The 18,249-nt window shown below is 70.7% G+C and carries 12 protein-coding genes and 1 pseudogene; 8 read left to right on the top strand and 5 right to left on the bottom strand.

Going from position 1 to position 18,249, the window contains the following annotated elements; all coding sequences use genetic code 11:
* The first annotated feature begins 115 nt into the window (after nt 1–115).
* From A4A78_RS02115 to A4A78_RS02095, 5 genes and pseudogenes are all read left to right on the top strand, one after another.
* Nucleotides 116–1,087 (top strand): 3-hydroxyacyl-CoA dehydrogenase family protein, encoded by a 972-nt coding sequence (locus tag A4A78_RS02115; RefSeq protein ID WP_062946780.1) that lies wholly within the window; start codon nt 116–118, stop codon nt 1,085–1,087.
* A gap of 93 nt (nt 1,088–1,180) precedes the next feature.
* On the top strand, nt 1,181–2,539 hold the full coding sequence (locus A4A78_RS02110; RefSeq protein WP_062946779.1) for a four-carbon acid sugar kinase family protein: 1,359 nt from the start codon (nt 1,181–1,183) through the stop codon (nt 2,537–2,539).
* A 306-nt stretch (nt 2,540–2,845) separates the two neighbouring features.
* Nucleotides 2,846–4,201: an MFS transporter gene (locus tag A4A78_RS02105; protein WP_062946778.1), complete on the top strand. Its 1,356-nt coding sequence runs from the start codon at nt 2,846–2,848 to the stop codon at nt 4,199–4,201.
* Nucleotides 4,198–5,127: an amidohydrolase gene (locus A4A78_RS02100; RefSeq protein ID WP_062946777.1), complete on the top strand. Its 930-nt coding sequence runs from the start codon at nt 4,198–4,200 to the stop codon at nt 5,125–5,127. The genes A4A78_RS02105 and A4A78_RS02100 overlap by 4 nt, the downstream gene beginning before the upstream one ends.
* 76 nt (nt 5,128–5,203) lie before the next feature.
* A pseudogene (locus A4A78_RS02095) lies at nt 5,204–6,499 on the top strand (alpha-L-fucosidase); the annotation flags it as partial.
* Between the two features lie 183 nt (nt 6,500–6,682).
* On the opposite strand, the gene A4A78_RS02090 reads toward A4A78_RS02095, so the two are convergent.
* The 5 genes from A4A78_RS02090 to iolD all read right to left on the bottom strand — a co-directional run bounded on the left by A4A78_RS02090 (nt 6,683) and on the right by iolD (nt 13,700).
* The gene (locus A4A78_RS02090) at nt 6,683–7,858 is read right to left on the bottom strand and encodes a Gfo/Idh/MocA family protein (protein WP_062946775.1); all 1,176 of its coding nucleotides are present in this window, start codon (nt 7,856–7,858) and stop codon (nt 6,683–6,685) included.
* A gap of 168 nt (nt 7,859–8,026) precedes the next feature.
* Complete coding sequence (locus tag A4A78_RS02085) at nt 8,027–8,896, bottom strand: sugar phosphate isomerase/epimerase (RefSeq protein WP_062946774.1); 870 nt, start codon at nt 8,894–8,896, stop codon at nt 8,027–8,029.
* A 13-nt stretch (nt 8,897–8,909) separates the two neighbouring features.
* On the bottom strand, nt 8,910–9,866 hold the full coding sequence (locus tag A4A78_RS02080) for a TIM barrel protein (RefSeq protein WP_062946773.1): 957 nt from the start codon (nt 9,864–9,866) through the stop codon (nt 8,910–8,912).
* 328 nt (nt 9,867–10,194) lie between these two features.
* A complete protein-coding gene (locus tag A4A78_RS02075; RefSeq protein WP_062946772.1) occupies nt 10,195–11,691 on the bottom strand; it encodes a CoA-acylating methylmalonate-semialdehyde dehydrogenase in 1,497 nt (498 codons plus the stop codon).
* A 44-nt stretch (nt 11,692–11,735) separates the two neighbouring features.
* A complete protein-coding gene (iolD, locus tag A4A78_RS02070) occupies nt 11,736–13,700 on the bottom strand; it encodes a 3D-(3,5/4)-trihydroxycyclohexane-1,2-dione acylhydrolase (decyclizing) (protein WP_062946771.1) in 1,965 nt (654 codons plus the stop codon).
* Nucleotides 13,701–14,157: 457 nt separating this feature from the next.
* On the opposite strand from iolD, the gene A4A78_RS02065 reads away from it, so the two are divergent.
* The 3 genes from A4A78_RS02065 to A4A78_RS02055 all read left to right on the top strand — a co-directional run bounded on the left by A4A78_RS02065 (nt 14,158) and on the right by A4A78_RS02055 (nt 18,237).
* Nucleotides 14,158–15,768: an MFS transporter gene (locus tag A4A78_RS02065; protein ID WP_062946770.1), complete on the top strand. Its 1,611-nt coding sequence runs from the start codon at nt 14,158–14,160 to the stop codon at nt 15,766–15,768.
* 185 nt (nt 15,769–15,953) lie between these two features.
* Nucleotides 15,954–17,147 (top strand): Gfo/Idh/MocA family protein, encoded by a 1,194-nt coding sequence (locus A4A78_RS02060; protein WP_062946769.1) that lies wholly within the window; start codon nt 15,954–15,956, stop codon nt 17,145–17,147.
* An 85-nt stretch (nt 17,148–17,232) separates the two neighbouring features.
* On the top strand, nt 17,233–18,237 hold the full coding sequence (locus A4A78_RS02055; protein WP_062946768.1) for a sugar phosphate isomerase/epimerase: 1,005 nt from the start codon (nt 17,233–17,235) through the stop codon (nt 18,235–18,237).
* Nucleotides 18,238–18,249: the final 12 nt, after the last annotated feature.

Here is an 18,249-nt window from a genome sequence, read left to right as displayed (position 1 = left end):
CCCATAGGATCACGAGGAGCCTGACGGAGTGCGGTGCGTGATCAGCGCACCTCGACACGACGGGTCGCAGCGACGGCGTCCGGCGGGACGCCACCGGACGAAGGAGTTCCCCCGAATGACCATCTCGACCGTCACCATCGTCGGCGCCGGATACATGGGCGGCGGCATCGCTCAGGTCCTCGCCATCGCCGGCTTCGACGTGACCATCGCCGACGTCAGCGTCGACACTGCGAACGCCTCCCTCGAGCGCCTGCAGCGCGAGGCGCGCGAGTTCGAGGAGCAGGGCCTGTTCTCGCCCGGCTCCGCGGATCTCGTCGCGAAGAACATCTCCGCCGGCAAGAGCCTCGAGGAGGCCGTCGCGGACGTCGACTTCATCGAGGAGGCCGTCTTCGAGCGCCTCGACGTCAAGCGCGACGTGCTCGGCACGATCTCGCAGCACGCCCGCCCCGACGCGATCATCGGCACCAACACCTCGACCATCCCGGTCAAGGAGCTGGTCAGCGCGGTCAAGAACCCCGAGCGCTTCCTCACCGTCCACTTCTCCAACCCCGCCCCCTTCATCCCCGGCGTCGAGCTCGTCGCCGGCGAGGCCACGACGCCCGAGACCGTCGCCGCGGTCAAGGAGCTGCTGGAGAAGTCGGGGAACGAGGGCGCTCAGGTCGCCGACACCCCTGGCATGGTCCTGAACCGCCTCCAGTACGCGCTGCTGAAGGAGGCGACCTCCATCGTCGAGGAGGGCGTCGCGACCGCCGAGGACGTCGACACCATCGTCCGCACCACCTTCGGCTTCCGCCTGGGCTTCTTCGGCCCCTTCGCGATCGCCGACCAGGCGGGCCTGGACGTCTACGCGAACTGCTTCGTGACCTTCGAGGACGCCTTCGGCGACCGCCTCGCCACCCCGTCGATCCTCACCGACGCCGTCGCGGGGGACCGCAAGGGCGTCAAGAACGGCAAGGGTTTGCTCGGCGACTACGACGAGGCGACTGCCGCCGAGCTCATCGCCTACCGCAACAAGGCCTACGCGAAGATGTCCCAGCTCCTGGCCGAGCTGGGCCCCGCGCCGAAGGCCTCCCCGGGCGCGAGCTGAGCCGTCTCGTCCGCATCGGGAGTCCTTCCCTCGCGCCAGCCTCCTCCCCGTCATCGTCCCCGCGGGACGTCCGCCCCGACCGGAAGGCCCCCGTTGACCGCCACCGCGTCCACCGACCGTCGCCTGCTGATCCTCGACGACGACCCCACCGGCTCGCAGTGCGTCGCCGGGATCGACGTCGCCTTCGACCTCGATCCGGCGATCCCCGTCGGCGTCCTCGAAGGACCCGGCAGCGCCTGCTTCGTGCTGACGAACACGCGCGCGCTGGACGAGGCGGAGGCGGTCGCGCTGAACCGGCGCGTCCTCGCCGGGGTGCTCGACGGGGGAGTGCCCGCCGCCGGGCTCCACGTCGTCTCCCGCTCCGACTCGACCCTGCGCGGACACGTCATCGCCGAACCGGTCGCCATCGCCGACGAGCTCGCCGCACGCGGCATCGACGTCGACGCCTTCGTGCTCTGCCCTGCGATGCTCGAGGCGGGCCGATTCACGGAGGGCGAGGTCCACTACGCCACCGTCGGCGGGGAGTCCGTCGAGGTCGCCGAGACCGACTTCGCCCGCGACGCCACCTTCGGGTTCACCAGCTCCGACCTGCGCGCCTTCCTCGAGGAGCGCTCCGGCGGAGCGGTGCGAGCGGACGACGTCCTCTCCCTCTCCCTCGAGGACATCCGTGCCGGCGCAGGCCGGGTGCGGGAGATCCTCTCCGGCGCCCGCGACCGACGCTGGGTGGTCGTCAACGCCACCGAGTACACCGACCTCGAGGTCGTCGCCGAGGCCATGGCGCTGCTGGAGGCGGAGGGCCGCACCTTCGTCACCCGCTGCGCGCCCTCCTTCGTGCGGCCGCTGGTCGGGCAGCAGGGCGCCCGCGTCGTCGACCCCGCCTCGATCACGATCCCCGAGGGGCGGCTCGACCACGGCCTCGTCGTCGTCGGCTCCCACGTCGGGCTGACCACCACGCAGCTGCGCGCCGTCCAAAGGCGCGGCACCCTCGCCGAGCTCGAGATCCACGTCCCCTCCGTGCTCGACGAGCGCCGCGAGCAGCACCTCGCGGGCGTCGCCGCGCAGGTGAAGGAGACCCTCCGCAGCTCCGACTGCGTCGTCTTCACCAGCCGCGATCTGGTGCGCACCGACGATCCCGCCGAGTCCCTCGCCATCGCCCGCAGCGTCTCCGACGCCGTGGTCGAGGTGGTGCGCCGGGTGCGCGAGGCGAAGCCCGCCTGGGTGGTCGCCAAGGGCGGGATCACCTCCCACGAGGTCGCCGAGAACGGCCTCGGCATCCGTCGCGCCCGCGTCGAGGGGCAGTTCTGGCCCGGGCAGGTCTCGCTGTTCTCTGCCCAGGAGGCGCCCGACGAGGTCCTGGGCGCGCCCTACGTCGTCTTCCCCGGCAACGTCGGCGGCGAGCAGGCGCTTGCCGACGTGATCGACGTGCTCACCGCCGCGGTCGCCGCTCGCTGATGCCGGACGCTGGGCCGAACGCTCCGGCGCTCAGCGAGCCGGCACGTCGACGTGGCAGCAGTTCCTATAGGCGCAATGCCCCGCCGGGCGTCCATATGCTGCCGTGAGCAGGCCCGCGGCGAGCGCCGAGGTGAAGGCAGGAGACGTAGTTGACCTGAGATCTTTCGCGCGGTACTCAGGGGGCGACTCGATGCAGACAAGATCGAGCCGACGGTATAGAGTGCAGAGATCCTATTGGAAATAGTGGTTGCGGGGACGCGACGAGGATCCCCACCACTGCCCGAGCAGAGTGAAGGAGCTCTTCTCATGTCGGCACCTGCACCGAACCCCGGTCGCTCACCGCTGCGGCCCACCCGGGTCCGCCTCGGCATCTTCTTCGTGCTGTGGCTGATCGTCCTGCTGAACTACATCGACCGCACGGCTCTCTCGATCGCGCTGCCGTACATGTCGGAGGACCTCGACCTCGACCCCGCGATGCAGGGCTGGATCCTCTCGCTGTTCTTCTGGACCTACCTGATCTTCCAGATCCCCGGCGGCTGGCTGCTCGACCGCTTCGGCGCGCGCAAGGTCGTCGGCGCCGCAGGTGTGACCTGGGGTCTCGTGCAGACCTCGATCGGGTTCCTGACCTCGGGGATCGGCCTCGGCATCGCCCGACTCGGCCTCGGAGCCTTCGAAGCGCCGACCGCGCCGTCCGGGTCGAAGATCAACAGCGCCTGGATGCCCCCGAGCGAGCGCGCCCGCGGCGCCACGTTCATCGACATGGCCGGGGCCTTCGGAAGCGCCGTCGGCGGCATCATCGTCACCTCGATCATCGGGGTGTTCGGGTCCTGGCGCTGGGCCTTCATCATCACCGGCCTCATGACCGTCGCCGCCGCGATCATCTACTACCTCTACGTGCGCGATACCCCCGAGCAGCACCCCAAGGTCAACAGCGCCGAGCTCGAGCACATCCGCCAGGACTCCCAGACCGACATCGCCGCCGAAGCGGCCGGAGAGGGCTCGGCCGAGGAGGCCGCGGCACTTCCGCGGATCTCGGACTACGCCCGGTCGACCTCCTGGTGGGGACTGTGGCTGGGGCGTCTCGGCTGGGCGACAGTGTGGTGGGGGATCATCTCGTGGACTCCCTCCTACCTCTCCGATGCGCGGGGCTTCGACCTGCTCAGCGTCGGCGGCGCGACCTTCTTCGTCTTCGGCATGGGCGTCGTCGGCCAGCTCGTCGCGGGCTGGCTCGCTGACAAGGGCCGCACGAAGTCGGGCAACTACAACCGCGTGATGAAGGCGCTCCTTGTGGGCTCCGGTCTCGCGATGGTCGCGACCGTCTTCCTGATCCCCGCCGTCCCCAGCGCAGGCGCCTCCCTCGTGATGCTCGCTCTCGCGGTCTTCTTCACCAACTTCGGCGGTCTCTACTGGGCGATCCCGGCCTGGCTCGCTCCCGCGAAGCAGGTCGGCACTGTCGGCTCCGTGATGAATATCGCGTCGAGCCTCGGCGGGGCGCTCGCCCCCGTGATCATGGGGTACGCGATCGGCGCGGCGGGCGGCTCCTACACCGGCGCGTTCGCCTTCCTCGCCGGTGCGGCCGCTCTGTACATGCTCGGCTCTGCCACCATCAACTTCGCCCGCCCGCTCGCGACGCGGCGTGAGAGCGCGGCGGTGGCCCGATGAGCCTCTATGACGGCCCGGTCATCGACGCACACCACCATTTCTGGCAGCCAAGCCTCGGGCGGCAGCCCTGGCTCCGTCCCGGCGTGGACATCGGCTTCCGCTACGGGCCCTACGAGTCGATCAAGCGCGACTACCTGCCCGATGACATCCGGGGGGATGCCGCCGAGGCCGGCATCGATCTCGTCGGCACGGTGACGATGGAGACGGAGTGGGAGGTCGAGGACCCCGTCGGGGAGATGCAGTACACCGCGTCGATCGCCGATGAACATGGTCTGCCCGACGCGGCCGTCGCCCATGCCGTGCTGCGGGACCCCGACGTCGGCAGGACGCTCGAAGCGCTTGCCGAGATCCCCCTGGTGAGAGGGGTGCGGAACAAGCCCGGGCAGGCTCCGGGGCCGACGGAGGCGGCAGCATCCCCGAGTCTCCTGACCGATCCGGACTGGCAGCGGGGGTACGCACAGCTCGCCCAGCACGGACTGAGCTTCGATCTGCAGGTCGCCTGGTGGCACCTCCATGAGGCGGTGCCGCTTCTCGAGGCGCATCCCGGCATCCCCGTGATCATCAACCACGCCGCACTGCCCTCGGATCGCTCCCCCGACGCGCTCGAGGCCTGGTCGCAGGCGCTGGAGCACGTGGCCAGGTTCCCCCACGTCTCGATGAAGGCGAGCGGCATCGGGCTGCGCGGGGTGCCGTGGACCGCGGAGAACAACGGCCCGATCGTGCGGAGACTCATCGAAGCGTTCGGCCCCGACCGCGTCATGTTCGCCTCGAACTTCCCCGTCGACGGGCTCACCGCGACCTATCCGGAGATCTGGAACGGATTCCGTCAGATCGTCTCGGACCTGAGCGGGGAGGAGCAGCGGCAGCTCTTCGCCGGAACGGCGCAGCGCGTGTACCGGCTTCCGGAGCAGCTGCTCGGAGTCTGAGAGGCTTGGAGCGTCCGACGAGCGCCGACGCCGACGGTCGTCGCACAGCCGGCGCACCGACTCGAAGGAGAGCACGACCGCAATGAGCTACCCCTCAACCTGGGATTCCCTCCCGCAGCGACTGCCCGACTGGTTCCGCGACGCGCCGCTCGGCATCTTCATCCACTGGGGACCGTACTCCGTGCCCGCCTGGGCCGAGCCCACCGCAGAACTCGGCGCGGTCCCCGACGACCTCGGCTGGTTCGCCCACAACCCCTACGCCGAGTGGTACTTCAACACGATCCGCATCGAGGGCTCCCCGGCGGCCGAGCACCACCGCGAGGTCCACGGCGACGCGCCCTACGACGACTTCCTGGACCAGTGGGACACCTCCGCCTTCGACCCCGCCGCCTGGGCCGACCTGTTCCGCCGCGCGGGCGCCGACTACGTCGTGCCCACCACCAAGCACCACGACGGGGTGACCCTGTGGGACGCCCCCGGCACCGGGGACCGGAACACCGTGCGCCGCGGCCCGCAGCGGGACCTCGTCGGCGAGATCGCGACCGCCGTGACCGAGGCGGGGATGCGCTTCGGCGTCTACTACTCCGGCGGCCTGGACTGGCACGTCCGGCCGACGGAGCCGCTGGTCAGCGGGGAGGACGTGCACGACCTGAAGCGTCCGCGGGATGACGAGTACGGGAAGTACTGCGCCTCCCACGTCCGCGACCTCATCGACCGCTACTCACCCGACGTCTTCTGGAACGACATCGGCTGGCCCGACGAGAACTTCCACTTCGAGGAGGGCGGGCTCGGCGAGCTGCTCGAGCACTTCTACACCGCCCGTCCCGAGGGCCTGATCAACGACCGCTTCGCCGGCGCGCAGCAGGACTTCGTCACCACCGAGTACCAGTCCGGCGAGATCCCCGACGGGCAGCCCTGGGAGAACTGCCGCGGCGTGGGCCTGTCCTTCGGCTACAACCAGGTCGAGGACGCCTCCCAGTACATGTCCGGCGCGCAGGCCGTGCGCCATGTCGTCGACGCGGTCTCCAAGGGCGGCCGCGTGCTGCTGAACGTCGGCCCCCGCGCCGACGGTTCCCTGCACGAGCTGCAGGTCGTGGCGCTCGAGTCGCTCGGCGAGTTCATGGCCGAGCACAAGGCGCACCTGGCCGGCTCCCGCGGCCTCGGCGAGCTGGCGCTCGACGGGGTCGACTGGGCACGGGCGGTCGAGAAGGACGGGATGTGCCACGTCTTCCTCAGCGGTCCGGCCGGCGCGGTGCGGATCGACGCCTCCGCGCTGCCGGCGGGCTTCGACTGGCCGACGAGCGGGGTCGGGGTGACCCTCGCCGGTGAGGACGCCGCACCGGTCGCGATCTCGGCGGCACGGGCGGGCTGAGGCGACCGGAACGTCGGCGGCGCGCCTGCGCCGAACGGGCCGCCGCCGTTTGGGGGCGCACATTTCGGCGTCCCCGGCGTGACCTCAGCTCGCACAGGGCGGTGAGGTCACGCAGGGGACGCCGAATCGTGCGCTGCACCGAGGGTGGTGCCGGCGTGGGCGGGAGCCGTCGCCCTGGTGTCGTCAGTCCTGGACGACGTCCTCCCAGCTGCGGGAGGCGGCCGAGCGCACGATCGCCTCGCAGATCTCGGCGGCGCTGAGTCCGTCCTCGGCGCTCGGGGCGCGGCGGGTGCCGTCCACGACGTCGGAGAGGAAGGCGGCGCCCTCGATGGTCTTGAGGTCGTCGAAGCTCATGGGGATGCCGGGGCCGGGCTGGAAGTGGTCGTAGTCGCCGTGGCCCGGGCCGGCGAGCACGGTGGTGTAGCCGTGCTCGGTGCCGCCCTCGCCGATCATCACCTCGAACTCGTTCATGCGGGTGAAGGACCAGCGGGCCGAGCCCTCGGTGCCGAACACCTCCAGCGCGTAGTCGCTGCGGTGGCCGCGGGCGACGCGGGAGGACTCCAGCGTCGCGTGCGCCCCGCCGTCGAGCCGGGCGAGCGCGGCGACCCAGTCCTCGTTCTCGACCTCTCCGCGCTCCTCGCCCACCTCGAAGCCGCCGTGGCCCACGCCGAGCTTCGTCGGGATCGGCCGGTCGCGGACGAAGATGTCGGTGGTCGCGGAGACCTCGGCGATCCGCTGCCCGGTGACGTGCTGGACCAGGTCCGCGCCGTGCGAGAGCAGGTCGCCTATCACACCGCTGCCACCCTTGGCGCGGTCGTAGCGCCAGGTCAGAGGCCCCTCGGGGGAGGAGGCGTAGTCGGCGATCAGCCAGCAGCGCACGTTCGTGATCCGCCCCAGCCGCTCACCGCGGACGAGCTCGCGCAGGTGCGCGATCGCGGGGGCATGGCGGTAGTTGAAGCCCACCGCGGTCGCGATGCCGGCGCCGCCCAGGGCCGCCGCCGCGGCGTCGCGGATCTCACGGGACTGCTCGGCGGAGACGCCCATCGGCTTCTCGATCCAGAAGGGCTTGCCCGCCGTGGCCGCCTTCACGGCGAAGTCGCGGTGGAGGAAGTTCGGGGAGCAGATCGAGACGACGTCCACCTCCGGATCGGCGAGGACCTCGTCGATCGAGGCGACGGCCTTCTCGAAGCCGAACTGCTCCACGGCGGCCTGCTGGTTCTCCTCGATCGGGTCCGCCGCGACCACGAGCCGCGGCCGGATGCCGAGCTCCGGGAAGCGGGAGGGGATCCGCTGGTAGGACGCGGAGTGCAGCCGCCCCATCCAGCCGAGGCTCACCACGCCGATGCCGATCTCACGCATGTCGTCTCCTTCAGGAAGTCCGTGGAAAAAGCAGGGCCGACGGGACGCGGGCCCCGTCGGCCTGGGCCGGAGATGCCGTCTCCCGTCGGCCCGGTGGGAGGCCGGGGCGCAGCCGCCCCGTCGGCCCGGAGCCGGGCCCGGAACGCGCGCATCCTGTCGGCCCGGGGCTCAGCCGGCGCCGAGCTCCTTCTGGATCCGCTCGCGCATCCGCACGTTGATCGCGTCGGCCTCCTCCTCCCAGCCGAACACGCACACGGACACGGGCCCGTCGTACTCGCGCTCGCGCAGGTAGGCGAAGGCGGAGTCCCAGTCGATCTCGCCGTTGCCGATCTCGTTGTGCTGGTGGATGCGGGCGTCGACCCCGGGCGGGTTCATGATGTAGCGGTTGCCGACGTTCGCGGTGTGGTCGAAGACGTCCGCGATGTGCAGGTGCTTCAGCCGGTCACCGGCGTAGTCCATCATCTCGCGCGGATCCCGGGCGCCCTGGCCGAGGTGGTAGGCGTGCGGGAAGCAGAACTCGTAGTTCAGCCAATCCCGGTCCACGCCGCGGATGATCTGCACGGCCCGGTCGTTCTCCTCGACGAAGTCGTAGGGGTGCGCCTCGATCGTGCACTCCAGGCCGTACTTCTCGAAGACGGGGATCAGCTCCTCCATCGACTTGTAGAACTGGCCCTCGCTCTGCCGGGGGCGGTTCGGGTCGCCGGAGAACTCGGTCGCGATCAGCGGCACCTCGAGCGCGTCGGCGATCTCCAGCAGCCGCCTCCAGTTGCGCACCTGCGCCTGGCGCTCCTGCTCGTCGGGGCTCGCCCAGTCGAAGACGGGGTTGAAGGTCCAGATCTTCACCCCGGTGTCCTTCATCGCCTGCTTCACCTCGGCGATCTGGTGACGGTCCACCTTGGGGTAGTGGTGCCACTCGTGGAAATCGGCGCGGGGCGAGAGCTCGAGGTACTCGAAGCCGAGCTCGGCGGCCTTCGCGAGCTCCTCCGCGACGCTGAGGTGGGGGTGGTACATGGACGGATCCAGCAGGATCTTCACCATGGGAGGTCTCCTCTCACTTCACGCCCAGGCCGCACTCGGCCAGGAACTCGCGGGTCGCGATGGCGTTGGGCAGCGGGAGCGACGGATCGCAGGGGTAGAGGTCCTGCTCGCAGATCACGTACAGCTCCTTGTCGAGGGTCACCAGCTTCTGGACCAGGTCCTTCATGTCCGGCAGACCCGCCGGCGGCTTCACCGAGGCGCCCTTGGCGACGGCCTCGCCGAAGGGCCAGTCCTTCTCGTGCGCCTCGCGGGTGATGTCCGGGTCGAAGGCCTTGATGTGCACGTAGCCGATCCGCTCGGGGTACTCGTCGATCATCGAGATCGGGTCGCCGCCGCCGTAGACGATGTGGCCGGTGTCCAGGCAGAAGCTGACCAGCTCCGGGTCGGTCGCCTCGAAGACGCGGGCGATCTCCTCAGGGGTCTCGATGTGGGAGTCGCCGTGGGGGTGCAGCACCATCGTCAGGCCGTAGTCCTGCTTCATGATGCGGCCCAGCTCGTTCGCGTTCTCGACGTAGCGCCGCCACGCCTCGCCGGTCAACTCCCGGTCGTCGGTGAACTCCCAGGTCTTCTCGTCGCGGTACATCGGCGGCAGATGCACCATGTACTCCGCGCCGACGGCGGCGTGGGTCTCGGCGATCGCGCGGAAGGTCCTCTCCGTCTCCGGCCAGGCCTCCTCCTTGTGCAGGATGCCCCAGCCGGTCCCGGCCACGACGCGGAAGCCGTGCTCGTCCATCACGGACTGCAGCTCCTTCGCGTCCTTCGGGAAGTAGCCCCACGGCCCGGTCTCCATCACGGAGAAGCCGGCCTCGGCCATCTCGCCGAGCGCGGTGCGCCACGGGATCTGCTTCTCGTCCTCGGGGAACCACACGCCCCACTGGTCGGGGCAGACGCCGATCGTGAGCTTGTCATAGGGCGCTTCGGGATTGCGCGACTTGTCGCCGGCGGCGGGAGAGGGCGAGGTAGTGGTCAAGACTCTGCTCCTTCGGAGGTCATGCGGGGCGTGGGACCGGGGGCGGCGGCCGTGGAACCGGCGGCTGCACGGCTGCTGATGAGGCTTTGCTGTCGCTACGACTCATGCGGGTGCTGCTATGAGTCGTAGCGGACGCAAAACCTGCGGGGCCGGGAACCCGGGGGCCGACGGGACGGGCCATGCGGCTGAAGCGCCGGACTGAGCGGCCAGCGGGACGGTCCAGGCGGCTGACGGGACGGGCCAGGAGGCTGACGGGACGGGTCGGATGGCCGACGGGCCGGGCGGCCGACGGAGGCCGCCCGGCCCCGTCGGCCGCCCGTGCGGCTGCTCAGTCGTGGGTCGGGAAGCTCATCGAGGACTCGACCGACTCGTTCTGCGAGGGCCACCGGGTGGTGACCGCCTTCTGGCGGGTGTAGAAGGAGACGCCCTCGGGGCCGTGAGCGTGGTGCTCGCCGAACAGCGAGTCCTTCCAGCCGCCGAAGGAGTAGTAGCCCACCGGGGTCGGGATCGGCACGTTGATGCCGATCATGCCCACCTGGATCTCGTCCTCGAAGCGGCGCGCGTAGTGGCCGGAGTCGGTGAAGATCGCGGTGCCGTTGCCGAACGGCGAGGCGTTGACCAGGTCGATCGCCTCGTCGAAGTTTTTCACGTGCATCACCACGAGCACCGGGCCGAAGACCTCCTCGGTGTAGGTCGGGTGGTCCGCGGCGAGGTCCGTGATGATCGTCGGCCCCACGAAGTTGCCGTTCTCGTGGCCCTCGACCACGAGCCCGCGGCCGTCGACCACGATCGTGGCGCCGGCAGCCTCGGCCTCGTCGGTCATGCGGATCACGCGCGCCTTCGCGTCGGGCGTGATGACCGGCGGCATGTCGGTCCTCTCGTCATCGCCCGGGCCGACCACCAGCTTCTCGGCCTCGGCCTTGATCGCGGCGAGGAACTCCTCGTGCACATCGCCCACGGTCACCGCGACCGGGACGGCCATGCAGCGCTCGCCGGCGGAGCCGAAGGCGCCCGAGGCGACCTGCGCGGCGGCGAACTCGACGTTCGCATCCGGCATCACCACGGCGTGGTTGTTCGCGCCGCCGAGGGCCTGGACGCGCTTGCCGGCCGCGGAGGCGGTGGCGTGGACGTGCTTGGCGATCGGGGTGGAGCCGACGAAGGAAACGGCTGCGACGCCGTCATGCTCGCACAGTGCGTCGACGACGGTCTTGCCGCCGTGGACCACCTGGAACACGCCGTCGGGCAGGCCGGCCTCCTGGTAGAGGCGGGCGACGATGTTCGATGCGGAGGGGTCACGCTCGGAGGGCTTGAGGATGAAGGCGTTGCCGGTCGCGATCGCGATCGGGTGCATCCAGAAGGGCACCATCGCCGGGAAGTTGAAGGGGGTGATCCCGGCGACGACGCCGAGCGGCTGGCGCAGGGTGTGGCCGTCCACGCCGGTGGAGATGTTCTGGGAGAAGCCGCCCTTGAGGTCCTGCGTGATGGAGGTGGCGAACTCGAGGGTCTCCAGGCCGCGGGCGATCTCGCCCTTCGCGTCGCCGACGGTCTTGCCGTGCTCGCGGGAGATCACGACGGCGATCTCGTCGGTGTTCTCGATCATCAGCTGCCGCATGCGGTAGAGGATCTGGGTGCGCTTGGCGAGCGAGACCTTCGCCCACTCCTTCTGCGCGCGCCGGGCGACCTCGACGGCCTGGTCGACGGTGGAGGCGTCGCCGAGCTGCAGCGTGCCGACCTCGCCGCCGGTGGCGGGGTTCATGATCGGCTGGGTGGAGCCGGCGCCGGCGACCTCGCGGCCGTCGATCCAGTGAGTGATCTCGTATCCCATGGTGTCTCTCCTCGGGGTGGGGTGTCGGGGTGGTCTGCGGTGGGTCAGAGGTAGTGGCGCTGCGGGACGAGGTCCTGCTCGTACTGGGTGCGGGCCTGCTGGGTGGACTCCAGGCGGGAGACGGCGCTGACCGGCACGTCCCACCAGCCGATCCCGGGAGGGTTCGGGCCGTACAGGCTCGTGTTGACCACGATCGCGGTCGCCTCCTCGGACTGCTCCGCGCGGCGGTACGCCTCGCGGAAGGACTCGGTGTCGGAGACCTCCTGCACCTCGAGCCCGTAGGAGCGGATGTTCGCCGGGATGTCGAAGGGCAACTTGTCGCCGTCGAGCATCCCGCTGCTCTCGTCGCGCATGCGGTACTTCGTGCCGAAGCGCTGGCTGCCGTGGGACTCCGAGAGGGATCCGATCGAGGACCAGCCGTGATTCTGCAGGATCACGAGGATGACCTTGAATCGCTCGGCGACGATGGTCGCGATCTCCTGCGGCGCCATCTGGAAGGTGCCGTCGCCGATGATCGCGACGACCTCCGACTCCGGCGCGGCCATCTTCGCGCCGAGCGAGGCCGGCAGCTCGTAGCCCATGCAGGAGTAGCCGTACTCGAGGTGGTACTGCTGCGGGGAGCGGGCCTTCCACAGCGCCTGCAGGTCGCCGGGCATGGAGCCGGCGGCGTTGATGACGATGTCGGTGTCACCCATCAGCTCGTTCAGCGCGCCGAAGATCTCGGGCTGGGCGGGAAGCTCCTGGTCGTGGGGCTGGAAGCAGGGCTCGACGAGCTGCTCCCAGTCGGCGCGGAGCTGCCTGGCCCGCTCGCCGTGCGCGGCGGGGGCCTGCCAGCCGGAGAGCCCGGCCTGCAGGGCGGCGAGGCCCTCGCGGGCGTCGGCCACCAGCATCGTCGCGGCGTGCTTCGCGGCGTCGAAGGCCTTGACGTTGAGGTTCACGAAGCGCACGTCGGGGTTGCGGAAGGCGGTGTGCGAGGCGGTGGTGAAGTCGGTGTAGCGGGTGCCCACGCCGATCACCACATCGGCCTCGGCCGCCAGGGTGTTCGCCGCGTCGTTGCCGGTCGCGCCGATGCCGCCGATGCACAGCGGGTGGTCGGCGCTGAGGGCGCCCTTGCCGGCCTGGGTGTCCAGCACCGGGATGCCGGTCGCGTCGGTGAAGGCCGCGAGCGCCTCGCTCGCCTCGGAGTAGATCGCGCCGCCGCCGGCGATGACGACGGGACGCTGCGCGCCGCGGATCACCTCGAGCGCGCGGTCCAGCGCCGCGGGCTCCGGCACGGGGCGGCCGACGTGCCAGGTGCGCTCGGCGAACAGCTCCACGGGCCAGTCGTGCGCCTCGGCCTGCACGTCCTGGGGGAGGCAGATCGTCACGGCGCCGGTCTCGGCGGGGTCGGTGAGCACGCGCATCGCGGCCAGCAGCGAGGGGATCAGCTGCTCGGGCCGCCAGATGCGGTCGAAGTAGCGCGAGACGGGGCGGAAGGCGTCGTTGACGGTGACGTCCATGGCCCGCTCGTCCTCGAGCTGCTGCAGCACGGGGTCCACGGCGCGGTTGGCGAAGACGTCGCTGGGCAGGATCAGCACGGGGATCCGGTCGATGGTCGCCAGCGCCGCGCCGGTGACCATGTTGGTCGAGCCCGGGCCGATCGAGGCGGTGCACGCCATGGCCTGCAGCCGGTTCTTCGTGCGCGCGTAGGCCACGGCCGTGTGGACCATGTTCTGCTCGTTGCGCGCCTGGTAGTAGGGCATCTGCGCTTCAGCGGGGGCGCCGGCCTCCGCGGGGGCGGGGTCGACGGCGTTCTGCAGGAGCGCCTGGCCGACGCCCGCGACGTTGCCGTGGCCGAAGATGCCGAAGGTGCCGGGGATCAGACGCTGCCGCACGCCGTCGCGCTCGCTGTGCTGGGCGGCGAGGAAGCGCACCAGGGCCTGGGCGACGGTGAGCCGGATCGTGCCGGCGGGGGCCGACGATGTGCCGTCGGCCGGCGCCGCGGCAGGGGCCGAAGGGTTCTCGCTCATGCTGCCTCCGTGATGCAGGCCCGCCGCACGATGGGGCGGGAAGGTCGGACCCGCCGTGCGTCCCGGCGGGAGGTCGTCGTCACTGCCGGTGACCGCGCGGGGTCCACTCAACGGTGAGCTCGTGGGACAAGCATGGCCCGCGAGACCGACCCTGTCAACACTTTGTCATGACAAGATTCCCCGCAGGTGCTTGTGGTAAAGCTCCAGGTAGGCGCGATCTGCGCTCGCTCGCTCGGGTCGAACGACCCTTCCTCGGGTGAGGATCCTGTGTTAGCTTGCCGTCTCGTCAGTGTTGTTCGGTCATTAAGACAGGACAATCAAGCCTCTCCAGCGCTCCTCCGTCCTGACATATCAGAACGCCGCGGATCGACGGGGAGCGACCCCGCACAGCGCGCAGGTGCCCGGCGGCACCGCGCACCGGCGCCCCGGCGTCGGTCTCAGGTTCCAAGGAGGGAACATGAGCCTCACCCCGTCGCAATCCACCGAGAGATTACGCGAGCTGGTCGCGAAGACCCCCGCCTCCGGGAAGAAGCGCTCGATCGGATTCCTCGCCGTCGTCGCCTGCCTCGGCGGCTTCCTCTTCGGCTACGACACAGGCGTGATCTCCGGCGCCCTGCCCTACATGCACCTGCCCTACGAGGCGGGCGGCCTCGCCCTGACCTCCCTCGAGGAGGGTCTGATCGGCGGCTTCCTGCTGTTCGGCTGCGCCGTCGGCGCGATCGTCGGCGGCCGCCTCTCGGACCGCTACGGCCGACGCCACAACATCCTGCTGCTCGCGGTGCTCTTCTTCGTCGGCGCCGTCGGCTGCGCCCTCGCCCCGAACATCGTCCTGATGTACATCGCCCGCTTCGTGCTGGGCCTCGCCGTCGGCGGCGCCTCCACCACCGTGCCGGTCTACCTCTCCGAGTCCGCGCCCAAGGAGCAGCGCGGCATGCTCGTCGCGGTCGACCAGCTCATGATCGTCACCGGCCAGCTCGCCGCCTTCGCCTTCAACGCCGTGATCGCCTCGCTGCAGGGCGGGCCCCAGGCCGTCGTCGAGAACGACCCCTCCGGCACCTACCAGGCAGGGGAGACGGTCTCCTGGGACCTGCTCGCCGGCATCGCCGGGGTCAGCGTCTCCGAGGGCAACGGCCACGCCTGGCGCTACATGCTCGTGCTCTGCTCGGTCCCCGCGATCGCGCTGTGGATCGGGATCCGTCTGATGCCGGAGTCCGCCCGCTGGCACGTCAGCCGCGGCGAGATCAAGGAGGCGATCGGCTCCCTCAAGCGCCTGCGCGTCGAGGGCAAGCACGACGTCCTCACCGAGGTCGCCGAGATGGAGGAGGCTCGTCGCCTCGAGGCCAAGCGGGAGAAGCTCAGCCTGCGCGCCGGCTTCAGGGTCCCGTGGCTGCGCTCGATCATCATCTTCGGCGGCACCTTCGCGATCCTGCAGCAGCTCACCGGCGTGAACACGATGATGTACTACGCCCCGAAGGTGCTGATGGCGGCCGGCTTCGACTCGCAGGCCTCGATCATCCTCAACGTCTTCACCGGCGTCGCCTCCGTGATCGGCTCCGCCGCGGGCCTGCTCGCGCTGCGCCGCTTCGGCCGACGCCAGGTGCTGCTCGTGGGCCAGGTGATCCTCACCCTGTCCCTCATCGCGATGACCGCGATCTTCCTGCTCGGCATCAACCCGTACATCAACCTCGACGGCACCGTGTCGCCGGACATCCCCGGCTTCGTCCCGTATCTCGTCGTGGTCGTGATCGTGCTGTTCATGCTCGGCATGCAGTCGGGCCCCGGCCCGGTCATGTGGGTGATGCTCTCGGAGATCTTCCCGGCCTCGATCCGCGGCGCCGCCAACGGCTTCGCCGTCATGCTCCTGTGGCTCGCGAACATGACGGTCACCGTCGTCTTCCCGGTCCTGATGGACGGTGTCGGCCCGGTGTTCACCTACGGCCTGTTCGCGGCGATCAACATCTTCGCCGTCATCTGGTACTTCCTGCGGGTGCCGGAGACGCGGAAGTTCAGCCTCGAGCGCATCGAGTGGGAGTTCCGCGAGGCCGGCGGCGTCATCCGCCTGCGCTGACGGCGTGCCGGGCCGGCCGCGCGTCGGTCGCGCCCGGCCCGTCGGCCCCACCCGGCAGCGCACCCGCCCCACGAGCCCGGCAGCGCACCTGCCCCACAGTCCCCTGCTCGTCACCCGACCCGCAGGTCCTGCACGTCATCCGTCCCGCCGACCCCGTCGGCCGCTCGATCCGAGAGGACCATCCCATGACCACCGCACCGCTCTCCGTCGCCGTGATCGGAGCCGGCATGGCCGGCAAGACCCACGCCAACGCCTGGCGCCAGGCCGGCACCGTCTACGACCTCGGCCTCCCGCCCGTGCGCCTGGCGACCATCGCCGATGCCCACCTGCCCTTCGCCGAGGACGCCGCGAAGCGCTACGGCTACGAGAGGGCCGTCGGAGACTGGCGCGAGGTCGCAGGCGACGACTCCATCGACATCGTCTCGATCGTGGTGGGCAACGCCCTGCACCGCGAGATCGCCGAGGCCATGGCCGCCGCCGGCAAGCACGTGCTCTGCGAGAAGCCCCTGGCCGGCACCCTCGAGGACGCGAAGGCCATGGCCGAGCTCGAGGCGAAGCACCCCGACCTGGTCCTCGCCACGGGCTACACCTTCCGACGCAACGCCGGCATCGCCATGCTCGCCAAGCTCGCGCAGGAGGGCGCGCTCGGCGAGGTCGCCCACCTCGACGCCCGCTACTGGTGCGACTACGGCGCCGATCCGAACGTGCCCATGGCCTGGCGCTACAAGGGCCCGATGGGCTCCGGCGCGCTCGGCGACGTCGGCTCGCACCTGGTGGACTCCGCCGAGCTGATCATGGGTCCGGTCGTCGAGGTCTCCGGCGCGCAGCTGGTCCGCACCATCGCCGAGCGCCCCGTGGTGACCGGCGCCGTCGCGGGCGGCCGCGGCGTGACCGCGTCGGCCGACGCCCCGAAGGAGGAGGTGGAGAACGACGACGTCGCGACCTTCACCGCCCGCTTCGCCTCCGGCGCGGCCGGCACCTTCTCCGTCTCCCGCGTCGCGCACGGCCTGCCCAACTACAAGAACCTCGCCGTGCTCGGCACCGGCGGCTCCGCCACCTGGTCCCTGGACCGCACCGGCGAGATCCAGCTGGCCGACGCCTCCTCGCCCGCGGGCCTCGGCGGCCTCCGCCAGGTGCTGGTCAACCCCGACTTCCCCTACTTCAAGAACGGCTCCTCCATGGCCTTCGGCGGCGTGGGGCTGAACCAGATCGAGCAGTTCACCTACCAGGCCCACGCCTTCCTCCAGCAGGTCGCAGGCATCGAGGACGGCGCCCTGCCGCGCTGCGCGAGCTTCTCCGCCGGCTACCGCCAGATGCGGATCCTCGGCGCGGTCGCCGAGTCCGCCGAGCGCGGCGGCGCGGCCATCCAGATCGACTGACCCCGTCGGCGGGCCGGGCGGCGTCGGCCGCAGGCGACGCCGCCCGCCCCACGACACCCCGCGAACCCTCCTGAAAGGACCCGTCATGGCCTTCACCTACGGCGCCTACACCGCCTGCCTGCAGGACCGCTCCCTCTCCGAGGCCCTCGACGTGCTCGCCGCGGCGGGCCTGACGGGCGCCGAGCTCAACACCGGCGGCTTCATCCCCTCCCCGCACGCCCACGTCGACGCGCTGCTGGCCAGCGAGAAGGAGCGCGGCGAGCTGCGCGCCCTCTTCACCGACAAAGGCATGGAGCTGACGGGCCTGACCGTCTCCGGCAACCCGCTCTCCCCGCTGCCCACCGAGGGCCTCCCGCACGCCCACGACCTGCGCCGCACCATCGAGCTGGCCGGCAGCCTCGGCGTCCGTGACGTGGTCGCGATGTCCGGCACGCCCGGCACCGACCCCGGCGCCCGCTACCCGGCCTGGATCGTGAACCCCTGGAACGGCATCGACCTGGAGATCCTGGAGCACCAGTGGTCCGTCGAGGTGCCCTTCTGGAAGGAGATCGACGCCCTCGCCCGGGAACGCGACGTGCAGCTCGCCTTCGAGATGCACCCGCGCAACCTCGTCTTCTCCCCGCTCACCTTCGAGCAGTTCCTCGACCGCGTGGAGCCGACGAACATCGGCGTGAACCTCGATCCCTCGCACCTGTTCTGGCAGCAGATGGAGCCGATCGACTGCATCGAGCGGCTCGGCGCGCACATCACCCACGTGCACGCCAAGGACACCTCGGTACTGCCGGGCGCGGCCGTGCGCGGCGTGCTCGACACCGCCTTCGACCCGGTGCCGGAGGATCCCGCCCAGCGCACCCCCACCGGCATCGGCCACTACTGCAGCACCTGGCCAGAGGACCCGGCCTGGCGATTCGTGGCCCTCGGCGAGGGGCACGACGTGGACTACTGGACCCGGTTCCTCACGGCGCTCGCCGCGGTGAACCCGGACCTGGGCGTCAACATCGAGCACGAGGACGCGGCCTTCGGCAAGGTCGAAGGCCTCGAGCGCGGCGCCCGCACCCTGCTCGCCGCCGCCGAGGCCGCCGGGGTCTGAGCGCCGGGCCCT

Origin of the sequence: Brachybacterium sp. sponge (assembly GCF_001613775.1) — a bacterium.
Classification (GTDB): Bacteria; Actinomycetota; Actinomycetes; order Actinomycetales; family Dermabacteraceae; genus Brachybacterium; species Brachybacterium conglomeratum.
The sequence above is the reverse complement of the archived record's forward strand: the minus strand, read 5'-3'. Positions and strand labels throughout refer to the sequence as shown.